Here is a 15,796-nt window from a genome sequence, read left to right as displayed (position 1 = left end):
CCCTTTCGGTTGACCCGTCGAACCCGAGGTGTAAGTCACATACGCCAGCGACTCGGCCTGACGACACACCGACAGCGGAGCCGTCGACTCGCTCTGCCAGATTGGTTTTTCATCGAGTAAGTAAACGGTTGATACTGTCGTCTCAAGATCTGTTTCGGCCTGTTTCGTTGAACGAAGCAAAAAGGTGGACTCGCAATCCTTAATGATTTTATTCGCTCTTTCTACTGGCGTATTAACATCAAGGGGGACATAAGTAGCGCCTAGCTTGATAGTCGCGACAATGGCAATAAATGCTTCCACAGATCGTTCCATACAAACGGCGATCCGTTTTCCTACAAGTGAATCATCAGTCGCTGTCACTTTAGTCAAATACCGAGCGATTTGATTTGATTGCTGATCTAACTCATGGTAGGAAATAGAGTTTCCATCACCATCAATAATCGCAACTTGCCCTGCATGTTTAGCGGTAATCTCATCAAACAAAGAAATCAAATTGTCAGCTTGAATTGTTGGATAAACTTCTTCGCTTGGTTCAGAAATTGAAGGCAAGGCTATGGCGGCAATAGGTGAGTCTAAATGATTGGCAAACCCTTCTATAATATCGTTAAAACGCTTGGCAAAGTCAGTTAGGGACCCTAAAGAAAATAGCGATAGGTCGGCTTCAAAAGCGATATCAAAAAAGTTACCTTTGGGGCAAACAAAACAACTCAGCCCATATTTTGCTTTACCTTCTGGACTTAATCCCATTAACGTGCGGTTCGCATTAATATCGCAAGCCAATCCCTCTAAATGTAATTCTGGAGTATCAACCGACAGATAGCCGAATGTAATATCGATAAGAGGTGCACTCGGAATTTCGCGTCGCAGTTCTTCTAAAGAAATTGATTGTTGCTCATATAACTGTAACCAATCCTCTTTTATCTGATTAACCAGCTCGCGAAAGGTTTTCGACGAACTGGTTAAGTTATTGATACCGACTAAGCGAATTAAGTAGCTAACAAGGTTCTCATTGAAATCATCTCTATTAACAACTGGACAAGCAATTACGCGATTATCCAGTTTAGAATTCGCAAGAAGAATTGAATAAGCGGCAAGAAATATATGAAAAGGCGTTACGCCGGTAAGATTTTGGCGATAGTATTCAATTAAATCTCCGTTAATAGAAAACTGGTAACTCGTTCCTAAACCTTCTCGTTGATAAGTATCTCCATCGTTGGGTATCGCTGCTTCTTCCCTAGAATAATACTCGGTTAACCATTCTTTTGAATTTTTGTTTAAACTTTGCGGATTTGCGATCGCGCGTGTTACTTCTTCGAAATAGAGTCCTTCATCATTAATCGATGCAACGCCATTGTAACTATTCTGCAAAAAACCAAGCCAAACTTTTAAAGACCAAATTTCGAAGCATATATGATGAGCAACAATATCCAGTTTGTAACTTGAGTCATCATGCCTTACCAACTGCCACCGTATTGGGTACTCTGCCTCTAAATCAAAGGGCCGCTCAAAAAAGTCTCGCTGAGCTTTCTCCAAGTCGTCCAGATTTGTTGCATCAATGACCGTTAACTCTTCAACCTCACTTATCGGATGTAGTACTTTTACACCAGTCATCCCTTTAGTGTGGTAGGTGCATCTAAGTGGCAAGCATTGCTCAAGAGTTTCGTTGAGCGCTGAGCTCAACTTCTTTATATCAAGCGCCCCTTGTAAAGAAATTGAAAATGGTAGGTTATATATTTCACCATGCGCGGCTCTCGAATGCGCATTTAAAATGGCCTGTTCACCCGGAGTCAGCAATAATTCACTAGCTTCTTTACTTTGCAAACTTGCTAAGTGTTCCACAAACTCTGGCTTGAGGTTAGATATTGTTTTTTTTAGTTCCTCAGTAATTTCCGAGGCATTTCCCACGACTTTAAGTTTTCCTTCAGAGAGTCTGATACCAATTCCTTTTTTACGCAGGTTATCCAAAAGCTCAAACATACTTAAAACTCCACTTCCACTAAATCTTCTTCGATAAGCGAATAGTCTTCATTGACTGATACCTTGATGAGCGCTACTAACTCGTCAATGGATTTATTTGAAACATAGGTAACTATCGGTAACTCTATACCAAACTCTTTAATAACTTGCGCTCTCAATTCAAGCGACATTATGGAGTCGAAACCTAAATCCTGTAGCCCTAACTTATTTATGTCTTTTTGATGAGATGACTTCGGCGAGCGGCGTTTAACAAGCTCAATAAGTTTATTAGTAAGTTCACTTGAGTCAACTTGGCGAATGCCTTGGCTTAAATTGGTTGAGTCTTGAATCAATTCCACTAACAATGATTGATTGGTGCGACTCGGGAAAAGTTCTAGATAGCTGTTCCAATCTATAGGAACAAATAAAACTTGTGCGGAAAAATACTTTAATGCGTTAATTAATGCATTTGTACCGAGCTCAGGATCAAAGGTCCAGCTTTCGGGTAGCAAAGAAATGCCCTCTTGCTCAGCAACTTGTCGAACTCGAGTTCCTCCCCAGTCTCCCCACGATATAGATAAACACTTGGCGTTGAAATGACAATCAAGCTCACTTAACATTTGATTCATGGCGAAGTTGGCTGCCGCATACGCCCCTAATTTTTGAGCGACATCAGAGAAACTGGAAGCCCAAGAGGAGAAAGCACAAACAAACTCGATCTCGTTAAAATCAAATGATTCCGAAAGTGCTGTAACTCCGGCAACTTTGGGCTCCATAACAGACTCGATCTCAAGCTCGCTATGAGACTCTAACGAATCGATTTTTACCTTGGCTCCGGCAGCATGAAAAATGCCAATAACCGGTGGAAATCCAAGGGATTCTATATACACTTTCGCATCGTTAAGATTACTGGCCGATGCGACGTCTCCAGAGTACAACGCGATTCTCACACCTTGTGACTCGAGAGTTTTAGCAAAATCGCGACCGGTACTTTCAGCGTTTCTAGAAAACAGGAGTAGGTATTTCGCACCACTATCAATTATTTTTTGAGCCGTGAACTGACCTAAGTCACTTAATCCACCGGTGATTAAATAAGTACCATTCTCGTGAATATAGACGGGAGTTGCTTTTGACTGCGCCGGTACCAACCTACGTACTCTGGCGTCTCCAGCTACCAATTTGTACTCTAAATCTGTTTGCTCTCTTTTTGCAAGCAGCGAAATAATCTTATGGTCCGGAGTCTTAGTATCAGTCTCTATGGTGTAGAACCAAACTGAAGGATACTCTGCTCTTAAGGTTCGACTGAGCCCTTGTAAGCTTGCACTGTAGGCGACGGTCTCTATTGAAGGAGTATCCCCTTGGTCGGCATTTTCTTCGATTAACAGTGACACTTGTACTTTGATCTTATCAACTTGTGCTAACTTTTGAACAATGGTTTTGATCTGCCAAAGCGTGTGTGAAGACCAATGTTTTGTTAGACTGTTGGCATACAAAACTAAATGGCTTCCATTGACCAAAGAGCTAAACAACGCATCGAAACTAAACTGAAGATCATCGTCGGTTGATACAGTTAAATTTTCTTTGCCAAACACTTGATAATGTTTACTGCTTTGAAATCGATTACATTCTGCTTTATCAAAAAGCAAAACAATGAACTCTCGATCACTTTCGTTGCCTTGAGAAAGATCAATCTCATCAGGAACCCAATCTATTTGGTAGAAGCCATCATCAAAATTTTCTAGTGTTTGGTGACAAACTTGCTCAGGTGGGTTAAGTTTATTTTCGAGCTTACGACTTTCTTTTTCTGCAATGAATGTAAGTAGGTTTGCAACAGCAACCGTTTTGCTTTGATAGGATGCGACAACATTAATAGTGTGTTCGTTTTCGTTCACAGAAACTTTAGAAAAATCTAGAACTGAGTCAATTAATCGTGACTTATCAAATACGGAGCAACTGGAAACACCATCAAAAACGAGGCGTTCTTGCTGATTAATATTTTTCTGTGTGTCAATATATTCGCTACAAGCCCGCTCTAGGAAGACGACCTCGGGTTGGTCCTGGTAATCCTTATTGGTTTCATTTTGACTGGCAATATAGCTTGCTATATTGGGTAACCCGTCCACAATAGCCGCTAGTTCTTGACCAAAGTCAACCATGCAGGCAATTTCATCAACTCCTGACTCAGCAATTTCCGACAGCAGAGGTTGACACTCATCTAAGGTGCCAATCAATGCTCGACTTGATCGGAAGCGCTCATAAATAAACTCAACGAAATCTCTTCTTTCAGTTTTACTTAATGAACTGACATCGAAATCATGCCCTCGACTTTTCGCCAAACTATTCAGTAGTCCCAGGTTACTGTCTAGAAAATTGCAGTAGGGTTCCTTAGCCACAGCATCTACTTGACTTTTCTCGTGGGAAAGAAAGGTGTGGGCAGCAAGTGTTACCTGCCCCCTATCAAAACCATTTTCTGCACGAGCTTTTCTATATAAAGCTATGTTGTTCTTTACACTGTCAAGGCCCTGATCCAACATATGAGTTAACACATTTGCACCAAGGCGACCGGCCATTTCGAAAGTGTCAGGGCTTCTGGCTGCAGTTATCCAAACAGGTATCCGTGACAAAGGTTTTGGATGTATTTCTAAATTAACCGTCTCTCCGACACCATTTAACTTGGTGACTTTGTCGCCCTGCCAAAGGGATCTAATTTCAGTAATACGTTGCTCCAGTAGCGCATGTCGATTGCTATAGTTTTCTGGAGCGATAGCAAAATCATTCGGATTCCAGCCTGAAGCCAATGCAACCCCTGCACGGCCATTACTCAACTGATCCACTATCGACCATTCTTCAGCAATCAAAAGAGGATCTTTTAAAGTTGCAACTGCGCTTCCTGCTCTTAATCCGATCCGACTGGTTTCTCGAGCCAGCGCAGCATGAACTATCGCGGGATTTGAAAAAACATCGCCTAAGTCGGTAAAGTGCCTCTCAGGTAACCAGATATTTTCAAAACCATGCTGGTCGGCAAATCGAGAGGCTTGGATAACAAAATCATAATATGCTCGATAATCTTTTGCTTTACTGGCGCCAAAAAACATCAAGCTAAACTTAACTTGCTTCTTATTCATTTTGAATGATCCTTTGTTTACACTGCGCCAACCGCAACTCGATGCCAACTCTTGTTATCATCTAATTGAATATCGATAAAGACAGCTGTTTCTGGCTTATTTACTACTTCATTAGGAATATCGGAAGAATCTTGAGAAGTGTTAGTCTCTGGAGTATTTTCAGCTGATTGCCAGTGAACTCGTAACGCTTTTGCCGATTTAATCTTACTCATTGAGTTTAGTTTTACAGGTCGGAAGGATTGTCCTTTTAACTCTTCGATTTCATCAACCAAACCTTGAATTAACCGAATGCTGCCTATCATGGTCGAATCATCGGTTAAGAATCCCTTATTGGTAACTTGGTCCAACTCAAAAGTCTTACTTTGACTTCCGGTAGTTTGACTCTGGTTTAAGAGGTGTTCAGCGACTTTTTCAAGTTGGCCTTGATAGACATCTTGCAATGTTATTTCATCAAATGGATAAGGTAGAACATGGACTAAATCAGCTGTAACTTTAGGCCAGTTAAATGGGATTCCTTTCTCAAAAAGTTGACATAATAAATGGTCTAAGCCATGGCAGGTATTTCCTTTACTTTGCGCAGTAGAAAAAATATCAATATCTTGGTCACTGCCCCACATACCCAGCAAACTTTTTTTAGCTGCCACTTCTATGACACAGTTCACTTGATGACGTTTTAATGTTGCTAACGTCTTTTGAAACTGAACCGGTTGTAACATATGCTGTCGCCAGTAATTCAATGTAATTTCAGAGTTTTCGAGTAAGTCACCAGAAACATTTGAAACTAATGGAATTTGCATGTCACGAAAAGAAAGCTGATGGATATCAGAAGCAAATGATTTCGCAGCTTGCTCCATTGCGGGACTGTGAAACGCGTGTTGGACTCTAAGTAAAGTACAAGTCGCACCAGACGACTTTAAAGATTCACTAAATCGAAGAATGGTCTCTTCAGATCCTGAAACAACTGTATGCTCCGAACCGTTAATTCCAGCAATGAAGCAATCTTCTGGGAGAATAGGGATTAACAATTCTACATTTTGGTATACAACAGCCATGCGCCCTGGTAGGCTTTCAGACATTCGCGCTCCTCTTTTAATAACAGCGGCAAATGCCTCATCCACCGATATTACTCCAGCAATCGTTGCTGCAACCCACTCACCTAAGCTATGACCGGCAACCATATGAACCGGTACCGACAGTTCTTTTAACAAGCTGCATAGAGAATAATTTAGCGCGAATATAACCGGTTGTGCGTAACGAGTGTTTTGCAAATATTTTTCGGAAGAAGACTCTGTCATTAAAGAAATAAGTGACTCAGGAGCATCCGGAATTAAACGTGCAAATTCTGCTGAGAAACCTTCAATCAGTGTTTTAAAGTAGGCGGAGCTTTCGAATAAGCTTCGAGCTAAACTGGAGTCATAGTTATCTTGGCCAGAAATAACAAATGCAATTTTAGGTTCACTATCTCCAACTTCACAATCAGGTAAGGTCTCCAATTTCTCTGATAATTGATGGATTGCTGTTTGATTGCAAGAGCCATCCACTGCCAATCTAAACTCACTAAAATGTGTTTGGTCGGACTGTGTTAAAGCAATGAGACTTTGTACATATTGATTATTATTTTGTCCGATAGCTTCTCGATACTGAAGTATTCTCTGTTTAAGACTATTTAGGCTTTTCGCAGAAAGGGGTAAAACAGATGACTTGAGTAGTGGGTTACCATTTTTATTATTAGTTCCGCTTTGAGCTACAGTTTGCGAATTCGAGCGAGCTTTTTGGTAATTTTTAATTATCAAATGCACATTCGTGCCACTCATACCAAAGCCACTGACTCCCATATAGTGACCGCTGTCTTCCTCCAAACGACTCAATTTTTTTGCAGGCTGAATAGACAACTTCTGCCAGTGGATAAGCGGGTTTTCTTGCAGCCCATAGGGTTGTGGAGGAATCGATTGATGGCGAATCATTAACAAGACTTTAATAACAGAAAGGACACCTGCTGCAGCTTCGAGATGTCCGAGTGATGCCTTGACAGAACCAACCAAAAGATCGTTATCCCGCTTTCCGATAGCTTCAGATAACGCTTGAATTTCTATCGGATCTCCAAGCCGAGTTCCGGTTCCATGAGTTTCTACATATTGAATACAATTGCCGTTAATCCCAGCATCATTTAATGCGGCACGAATAGTAGCGACTTGCGCCCGCCCATTCGGTGCAGATAAACCGTTAGACCTTCCATCGTGAGTCATGGCAGACCCAGAAACAACACCCCAAATTTGATCTTCATCGCGAACTGCGTCTTCAAGTTTTTTTATCAGTAACATACCGCCTCCTTCTGCACGGAGGTATCCATCGGCACGGTCATCAAACGTTTGGCATTGTCCCTTTTCTGATAATGCATTGAGACGAGAAAATCCCAGCATTGAAGCTGGAGTTAAAATAAGGTTGGCGCCGCCTGCAACCGCAATTTGACAATCGCCTTGTTGTAAACTTTGACAAGCTAAGTGTATCGCTGAAAGGGTTGACGAGCATGAGGAATCGATGTTGAGAGTAGGCCCTTTAAAATCATAAAAATAGCTGATACGGCCTGCAGATACACTGGGTGCTGCACCAAGTGCAGTGTAAGCGTCAATGTCTTGAAAACCGGGAATACCATTGACTGCTCCACTCAAATCTCCTTGACCACAAGACACAAATACACCAACGGCTTTACCAGAATAGTCACTTGGAATTAGCCGCGCATCTTCAAAGGCACGCCACACGAGCTTCAACAACATACGATGCTGAGGATCAATTCGTTCAGCTTCCGTCGCAGACATCCCAAAAAACAAGGGATCAAACTGATCGACTCGATCAAAGGTAACGCCCTTATTAACGAAGTCGATCCCCTTTTGTTTCAAATATTGCGCAAGCTGCTCGGGCCAACGAAAGCCACCGTCAGATTTCGCCGGTACACCTTCACACAAAAAGGACCAAAGCTCATCCGGCGAGTCAATACCACCCGGAGCATCAACAGCCAGGCCAATAATGGCAAATTCCTGCGAGGCTTGTTGCTTAAGCTGTTTGTTTTCTTGCTCTAATTCTTCTATTCGTGCTCGACGCTTCTGCAGCTTTTCTATCGCTAACTGCAACATCTGTTCAGTGTTATTTTCCATAGACTCTACCTGATTATGCGCACACAGGTGCGTCGTCAAGGTGCGTTTGGCTCACTGTTGACTCAATGGCTAGATTCACTGCTTTAATAAGATTTTGTGGTGAGTCAACCGCCAAGTAAATTTTGTCGGTTTCTCTTTCTCCGAACAAACCGCTGATCTTTGTTTCTGGCTTAAGAGTGATTTTGATGTTAGGTGCTGTTGCTCCCTTATAACGAATAACCCCTTTTTGCCTAGGTACACTTCCAGAAACTGAAACTATTGATTCAATTGTGTCGAGCGGTACTGTTTCGTCGCCAATTAACCCAAAGCGGATAAATAGATTCTTCTGATTAATTGATATTGGCCTGATCAAAGTTGCCCGATACTCTCCCAACAACCAGAAAACACTATATATTGACAATGCAGTAATAACCCATGCGGCTACTGGACTCCAAATAAAGTGAAAAAACAAATGAACTATAGGAATTCCAATGGCAGTTACTATCACAAAAGCTAGTTGAGAACTCGCATTGCCGTCTTTGCTGTGATAGGTGAAAAAGTTATCACCCTCAAATACAGTTTTTTTACGCCATGAAAGTATCGAGTAATACCACATTAATAACTCAAATATGAGTAAATTAGCTCCGACACCTTCGCCAATATGCTTTCTCACACCGGCTTTTAATTTTTCTTCATTCACATCACCTTTAGACAGACTTCTATACGTTTTAAATATTAAGTAAAGAACAAAACCTTCGAATAAAATAGCAACTGGGATTAACGCGTATCTCGCCCACTCTAAGTATATCCAGTAAACCTTTTCATGCTCTTCTAATGTGTAGCTGCCAATAATAATGCCTACAGCGAAAGGAAACGTAAGGTATAGCCAGTTTTTCTTTTCTTTATGTAAAGTAAAGTAAAATAAAACCGGCCAAAAACCGAATACCAACGCTAGGAGGATATTCTCGCTATTGATCGCCAATGATTGCGCAAACCCAGTTTTGTAAATCCAAACACTAAAAATTGATGAGAATAAAATACTTAACCAAAATATCACACTACAGCGTTTACTATTTTTCATGACACAACGCCTTGTAAAATTTTTCTAATGGAGGACAAAAGATCATCCTTATGGTTATTTAGGAAAAAGTGGCCGCAATTATAGGTCTTCATAGTAAAGTCACCAGAAGTATATTTTCTCCACTCGCTCATCTCATTAGGTGTTGCCTCTATATCTAACTCACCGGCGAAAAGATCAAAAGGAATGTCGAGCATTGCATCAGGAGCCTGATAAGTTCCTCCCAGCTTAAAGTCAGCACGTATCATTGGTATAAGCATATTCATTAGCTCATCGTTATCTGATATTTCTGCTGGCATTCCATTTAATGAGCGAACGAATGCTAAAAAGTCTGCATCACAAAGTTCATGCCTTAATGGCTGTCCTTCGGCAACACTTCTTATGTGAGGTGGTTTTCGCGCGCATATAATTAGTTTTTTTAAGTTAGAATTATCTTTTAGTCGATGAGCCAGCTCATGAGCTACTAGAGCGCCATTACTGTAACCGAGAAATACGCTGGGAATTTCTACAAGTTTTTTTGCAACGGGAATCAACTCTTCCATTAGTTGATTCATGCAAGAGATGGGTTTTTCTTGTAATCGATTAGCTCGCCCCGGGAGTTGTATTGCATGGGCTTCAACAAAGTCAGGTAATCCTTTGGACCATTCCCGAAACACACTAGCGCTGCCACCGGCGTAAGGAAAGCAAACGAGCCGAACTTTTGGTGTTCGAACTGGCTTTACGGAATAAAGATATTTCTCTTTACTTAAATCAAACTGCACGTGTATAAGCCTTTTCTAATAAATATTATTTTCGTTTAGATTCTCACCGCACAATAATTTGCATCGATGATTTTTAATGTTGACATTTGAGCCGTCTACAAAATCATCTTTTAGTCGTCCTGGATAGATAAGTGTGTCGGAGGGCGTCACTCTGAAGTTAATAGCTAACCGTTCATTTTCAGATGAGTTTTCAATTGACCGATGCATGGTACGTTCAGGGAAAATAATATATTGACCTTTTTTAACAGGTACTGTGGCGATATCGGACTCAGGCACTTGGAATGGTAAGGTGATTGCTGCTTTAAGCTCTGAAAACTTATCAGTAACAACTGACTTTATATCTTCAAACGTTGCTGTATCAACATCAATATCATCAAGAAATCGAGAGCTATCCACATCCATGATTAATTTTGATTCTAAGCAGCTTTTAACAAGCGCATGTTTATCTTTAATATCTAGGAACGGATCTAACCAAAATGCTGACTCATTCATCGGGATCATTTCAATTGGATAACGATGTTTATATGAACCTCTAACTAGCTGCAATGGCCCCATGTCTAATGTGACATCGACTAGTGCAACCCAGATAGTGATATTCCAGAAGTCATTTTGGAATCTTGGATTAGGCTGTAATGCAGGAACATCATTACCAATTTCTTCGCCGTTAAATGCCCCCCACTCTTGGTGCCAGTCGATAACTCCATCCCCAGGGCGTTTATGAAATATTTTGGAACGCCATAAGGTCAAGTCATTACCAACAATTTGTTTAAGCTTGACTAACACTTCAGGGTGCGAGATCAAGGACTCCACACCGGGATCGATCAAGTGCCAATCTCGAACAGAGTATCGTCCATATAATGGCTGCTCTCTTTTTTCGTGGATAACCTTATTTAAGGTGTCTGCAACGGCATCGATTTTATCTTCGCTTAATGGCGAATCAAAAGGTCCACAAAATCCATTTTCATAGAACATTTCTAACTCTTCTGAAGACAATGCTCCAGCAAGTTCTGAGTGCATATAAATTCCCATAGTGTTTCTCCTTAGTGAGTTTGCTCTAGAGCGTCTCGCAAACTTTTTGGTCGCATGTCAACCCATACTTTCTCGATATGATTTAGACAGTCTTCTTTCTTACCAACAAAACCTTCTTCTATCCAGCCTGGCGGAATATCACGAAAGGCAGGCCAAATGGAGTATTGCTCCTCACCGTTGTATACAACTTTAAATTCTAAATCTGGCATATTATCGAACATTTGATTTTCCCCTTAAAAAGATATTTCAGCTTTCCCGAACAGACGCTCCGCTTCGACACCTTGCGCCTGACATTCTTCGATTAACTTATTTGATTCAACGATGGGTTGAGAATTGATGTCATAATCAATACTCGAAATAAAGCTAAGCCAAGGCTCTGCTCCCATAGCGTATACGAACACTTTCTTTGCATTTAAAGACTCAAGTAATGACAACGCTTTTCTTGCATCTGACCCGTTTAAGCGTCTCATTTCATCTTGACTGCGACTCATAGGCACCTGCAACATCGGGCCATAAAGCCAGGACATAGGCGCCCCTTTGCATTCCATACCAACGAAAACATTAGGGATATCACCAAAGTAATCTTGTGCGATTTGGTACATCTCAGGTGATAAGTTGTTTGCATCGGCACCAATAAAGAATTTCTTTTCATTCATTTTAAGGAAGTAGGTGAGTTTTGATGCGATATGTAAATCGCCATGCTCGCCTAAAAAAGGCATCCCAGCTATGGTTCCAAAAGGTAGATTTAGCTCTTCAAATTCACCCAGCTCAACAATATTTTTAAACCCGGTATTTTCTAGGATAAGACGTAATGAAGGGTCTTGAATAAATCCATTGTGACTTCTTGGAACAATAATGGTGCCAATTCTATGCCGGAGTTGTAATAAGGTTTCAAAGACTACGTGGTCCTGGTGATTATGAGTTAATATTACGTAATCAATTTTTTCTGGCAGGTCTTCGTAAGTCCAGCGGTCTTCCAGTGCTCCTTTTTCATCTTGTAGCGCAACGATTGGATCTGTCATCACATGAAAATCATTATATGAAAAAAGAACAGTCGCGTGATTAAAATATCGAGCTGTGACCTCATCCGTATTGCATTTAGGAGGATTTAACTTTGGCGCTTGAGTAGTAAAGAATTGTTCTAACTGTTGTTTAGTTACATCACCTACAGCATTTTTTAACAATTCATCAATAATGGAATCATCACCACTTTGATAACGCATTTTAAATAACTTATCAACCAACTCATGATCAAAAGGGACTTCAATTTGAATAGCGGTTTCCGATGGAAATCTTGGCGTGCTCAGAATAAATGGTCGGGTATCGCCTTCATTCAAATAAAGCAATAATGATTGGCGCTCTTTTTTAAAGTATTTAGATTTATAAAGTGCCCCCTCAAATAATCTTGGCGACAAGTTATTATGAAGGTCGTAGCCAAACTCAACTAAGCCTTTTAATGCGTCAGGCACTTTGTCATATAAGGGTTCTAATGAATCACCAATTTTATGTTCATTACAAATTTTGGTAAGTTCTTGAATGGCTTGGGCCAATTCATATAGCTCAGGATTATTGGCTTCATTTTTCTTGACTAGCTCTTCAACAAAATCCTTTTTATTGACATCATGATCGACGAATGGACCGCCCAACATTCGAGAGGCCATTCGTTTATGTTGCTCTGGATTACGTAAGAAAGACTGCAACATTCTCTGGTGGTGATTGGTTAGGATTAACGAATAACTCGCTGGAGAAATAAGATAAGGCCAGGCATACCAATTGTTGACCATAGGCTCTAACACAAGGTTGGGTTTACAATATATACTCATTTTTATTCACACACTTCCAAGTTAGACAATAAATTGTCTTTTAATATAAGAGTTAACTTCAGTTCATCTAAGATAAGTTTCGCCAATTTTGCCACTTGAGGTTGCTCAAGCATTGAATAATGGTCAGCATTAACCTCCTTAATTTTTGGCCGACAAATAGCCGACCAACCTAGTTTGCCATCGGCATTAAGATTTGCTGTTTCATGCTCCAAACCCAGTTGATCGCTTGCTCTCAATAGAACAACAGGTCGTTCGAAATTGGGTTTCGGTGTATAACCGCTAACCATTTGACTTAGTTTAAATGCGACGGCATTTTCATTGTCTGCGCTGTTTGTAATGGGTGAGAGCTCGAAGGCTTGTTTTATTTGTTCAGGTGCATAGGAATCCAGTAATACAGTAGTAGTTACTTCAACGCCTAGTTTTGCAAGTTGCTGGGAGGTTTCATAAGCAATCGCACCACCTAAAGACCAGCCGCTAAGGTTACATCGGTCATCACAATGCTTAATAATTTCCCCTGCATAAAGTCTTGCAAGTGCTTCAACCGAATGGCAACGTTGCACATCAGCATCAATGTCGTTAAACCGAATACCGTAAACATGTCCACTAGGCGACAGCTTTTTTGCTAACTCGGTAAAGCGAACCACCTCACCGTCACCACCATGAATAATAAATGTGGGGATTTCTGAAGGGCTTCCTTCTTGTAGTTGGACCACTATCCGTTCGCTTTGAGCACTCCATTGTTCCGAGGCCTTGGCAAACTTCTCTAAGTTTTCATGGGTGTAAAGTAAACTTATTGGTAATTTTTTGCCGAGTTCAACATTCAACAACCCAGACACTCTTAATGCCGCTAGCGAACTACCGCCAAGCTCAAAAAAGTTATCTTCTTTATAGACATGGGGCAATTGCAACACGTTTGCCCAAACCTTTCCTATTAGGCGCTCCATCTCGGTAACAGGCGCAGAGCCTTTACGTTTATCGATATCGATGAGATTAGCGTATTGGACTTTTAATAGTTCTGTATCAATTTTGCCATTGTTTGAAAGAGGCATCTGGGCTACTTTTACAAACAAATTAGGCAACATATGAGACGGAAGTTTCTGGCGTAGCTGTTCTCTTATTTGCTCACTATTTATCTGTTCTGACTCAATATCATTGTTTGAGTGGCTGCAATAGAAAACGATCAGTCGTGAGGACTGTTCATCAAAAATTACACTAGCAACTAACGTTGGATTGATAGCCTCAATCGTACGTGCAATTTCGCCGCACTCTACTCGATGTCCTGAAATACTCACTTGCTGATCAGTTCGACCAATATATTCCAGAGCGCCATCGCTATTTTTTCGAGCTTTATCACCCGTTAGATAAAGTCGAGCACCATTGAGCTTTGGATGTGGTACAAATCGTTCAGCAGTAAGACGCGGCTGACCGATGTATCCGCGCGCCAAGCCTGTACTGCTAATGGCAAGCTCTCCTACAATGCCATTGGGCACTGGGTTCATAAAGTCGTCCAATAGAAGAACTTCTGTGTCACGAATCGGAAAACCAATCGGTGGAGATTGTTGGAAATAATTTTGACAAGCTATTGAGGTAGAAACTACCGAAGATTCGGTTACTCCAAAATTATTAATAACCGAAAAAGGTGTGGATTGATAAATCCCCGTTGGTAGTCGGTCTCCACCTGTCAATAAAAACTTTAGGTCTGCACACTCACCCCAATCTAAAGACACCAGTTCGGCAATAAAAGCCGTTGGGACAAATGCAACTTCTATCTTTTGCTCAATCAACCAAGATTTCAGTTCCGCGGTATTTGTATGACTCAAACTTGGGCCAAGACACAAAACTCCACCAGTGGATAAAGTTGTCCAAATTTCCCACGCAGATGCGTCAAAACCCCAACTAGCTAACTGAGACATTCGAGTACCTTGCATTGTAGCAAAGGCTTCTAGATGCCATTTTGTTAGATTATCAATTCCTTTTTGCGGAACACCAACCCCCTTGGGTTTTCCAGTACTTCCTGAGGTGTAAATAATATAAGCCAGTTGCTCAGGATGGCGAGTCGCAAAAAGGTTATCTGCAGCAACAGAACCTGCTTGGGCAGATATTAACTGCGCAAATCTTTGTTGAGTTATATCAATTTGTGGAAGATGAGTTTCGTCTGAAATAACCAATGATACTTTGGTATCTTCAACCATATAGGTGAGTCGATCGAGCGGCGTTGATTTAGCTATTGGTAGATAGACACCGCCAACAAGCATGGTTGCTAATGCCGCTGCAATCGATTTTAAAGATGCATCAGCATAAATAGCAACCACTCGTTCGCTACCATTTAAATTCCTATTCAAGGAGACGGACATCAACTCTGCTAGACGCAATAGCTCACCATAAGTTATTACGTTTTCATCTTCCAGAATGGCAGTGGCGTTAGGGTTAGACCTAGCCATTGTCAATATATTTTCGAGAAAGCTACTATGATCTTCTTTACTGCGGCCGTTTTTAAAATGACAGACTTGCGATAAACTATTTTGTTGCTGCTTAGTGGCCTCTACATCGTTTGTTTTTTCTGTCCTATTTAAAGTACTTTTTTCGTCTAAACCAGCGGTGATTGCCACAGGATTTAACTTCGCATTCTGATGACAACCACCCTGAATCATTTCTTTAAGTATCAAATTAAATGTTGCAGCCATGTCGTTAATCAGTGACGCGGCATATCGATCACTATTTCCTGCGACATAACCTCTAATTCCTTCGTCAGTGGGCCATGCATTGACAACCAGCGGTATACTGGTTAATGCGACTCCATGACGGCTAACAATGGTGTCATTGTTGTCCGCATAATCGTTATAAACTCGGAAATTGGTGTAGTTAAATAAGGTCTCAAACCACGTCTGCCCAC

At 41.1% G+C, this 15,796-nt stretch carries 9 protein-coding genes; all 9 read right to left on the bottom strand.

Features of this window, described 5'->3' with window-relative positions; translation table 11 throughout:
• Nucleotides 1-1,977, bottom strand: a 1,977-nt coding sequence (locus tag FAX86_RS21625; RefSeq protein ID WP_144395583.1) for an AMP-binding protein, incomplete at its 3' end; no start/stop codon positions are given.
• A gap of 2 nt (nt 1,978-1,979) precedes the next feature.
• Nucleotides 1,980-5,081 carry a MupA/Atu3671 family FMN-dependent luciferase-like monooxygenase gene (locus tag FAX86_RS21620; RefSeq protein WP_144395582.1) on the bottom strand — a complete coding sequence of 1,034 codons (3,102 nt, stop codon included), beginning with the start codon at nt 5,079-5,081 and terminating at the stop codon, nt 1,980-1,982.
• Between the two features lie 17 nt (nt 5,082-5,098).
• A complete protein-coding gene (locus FAX86_RS21615; RefSeq protein WP_144395581.1) occupies nt 5,099-8,233 on the bottom strand; it encodes a type I polyketide synthase in 3,135 nt (1,044 codons plus the stop codon).
• Nucleotides 8,234-8,246: 13 nt separating this feature from the next.
• Nucleotides 8,247-9,293, bottom strand: a complete 1,047-nt coding sequence (locus FAX86_RS21610) for a hypothetical protein (protein ID WP_144395580.1) — start codon at nt 9,291-9,293, stop codon at nt 8,247-8,249.
• Nucleotides 9,290-10,051: a thioesterase II family protein gene (locus FAX86_RS21605; RefSeq protein ID WP_164503705.1), complete on the bottom strand. Its 762-nt coding sequence runs from the start codon at nt 10,049-10,051 to the stop codon at nt 9,290-9,292. The genes FAX86_RS21610 and FAX86_RS21605 overlap by 4 nt, the downstream gene beginning before the upstream one ends.
• Before the next feature lie 15 nt (nt 10,052-10,066).
• Nucleotides 10,067-11,080 (bottom strand): phytanoyl-CoA dioxygenase family protein, encoded by a 1,014-nt coding sequence (locus FAX86_RS21600; protein WP_144395578.1) that lies wholly within the window; start codon nt 11,078-11,080, stop codon nt 10,067-10,069.
• Between the two features lie 11 nt (nt 11,081-11,091).
• Nucleotides 11,092-11,301 carry an MbtH family protein gene (locus FAX86_RS21595; protein WP_144395577.1) on the bottom strand — a complete coding sequence of 70 codons (210 nt, stop codon included), beginning with the start codon at nt 11,299-11,301 and terminating at the stop codon, nt 11,092-11,094.
• Nucleotides 11,302-11,313: 12 nt separating this feature from the next.
• Nucleotides 11,314-12,903, bottom strand: coding sequence for an MBL fold metallo-hydrolase (locus FAX86_RS21590; protein WP_144395576.1), 1,590 nt, complete (start codon nt 12,901-12,903; stop codon nt 11,314-11,316).
• Between the two features lie 2 nt (nt 12,904-12,905).
• Nucleotides 12,906-15,796 (bottom strand): amino acid adenylation domain-containing protein (locus tag FAX86_RS21585; protein WP_144395575.1); only part of this gene is annotated, 2,891 nt, incomplete at its 5' end.

This window comes from Pleionea sediminis (assembly GCF_007570825.1).
GTDB lineage: Bacteria > Pseudomonadota > Gammaproteobacteria > Enterobacterales > Kangiellaceae > Pleionea > Pleionea sediminis.
This window is presented reverse-complemented; position numbering and strand designations above follow the sequence as displayed.

Excerpts from the sequence above, each read along its gene's own strand:
- FAX86_RS21590 (WP_144395576.1), bottom strand. The coding sequence starts at position 12,903 with ATGAGTATATATTGTAAACCCAACCTTGTGTTAGAGCCTATGGTCAAC.
- FAX86_RS21600 (WP_144395578.1), bottom strand. The coding sequence starts at position 11,080 with ATGGGAATTTATATGCACTCAGAACTTGCTGGAGCATTGTCTTCAGAA.
- FAX86_RS21595 (WP_144395577.1), bottom strand. The coding sequence starts at position 11,301 with ATGTTCGATAATATGCCAGATTTAGAATTTAAAGTTGTATACAACGGT.
- FAX86_RS21615 (WP_144395581.1), bottom strand. The coding sequence starts at position 8,233 with ATGGAAAATAACACTGAACAGATGTTGCAGTTAGCGATAGAAAAGCTG.
- FAX86_RS21610 (WP_144395580.1), bottom strand. The coding sequence starts at position 9,293 with ATGAAAAATAGTAAACGCTGTAGTGTGATATTTTGGTTAAGTATTTTA.
- FAX86_RS21620 (WP_144395582.1), bottom strand. The coding sequence starts at position 5,081 with ATGAATAAGAAGCAAGTTAAGTTTAGCTTGATGTTTTTTGGCGCCAGT.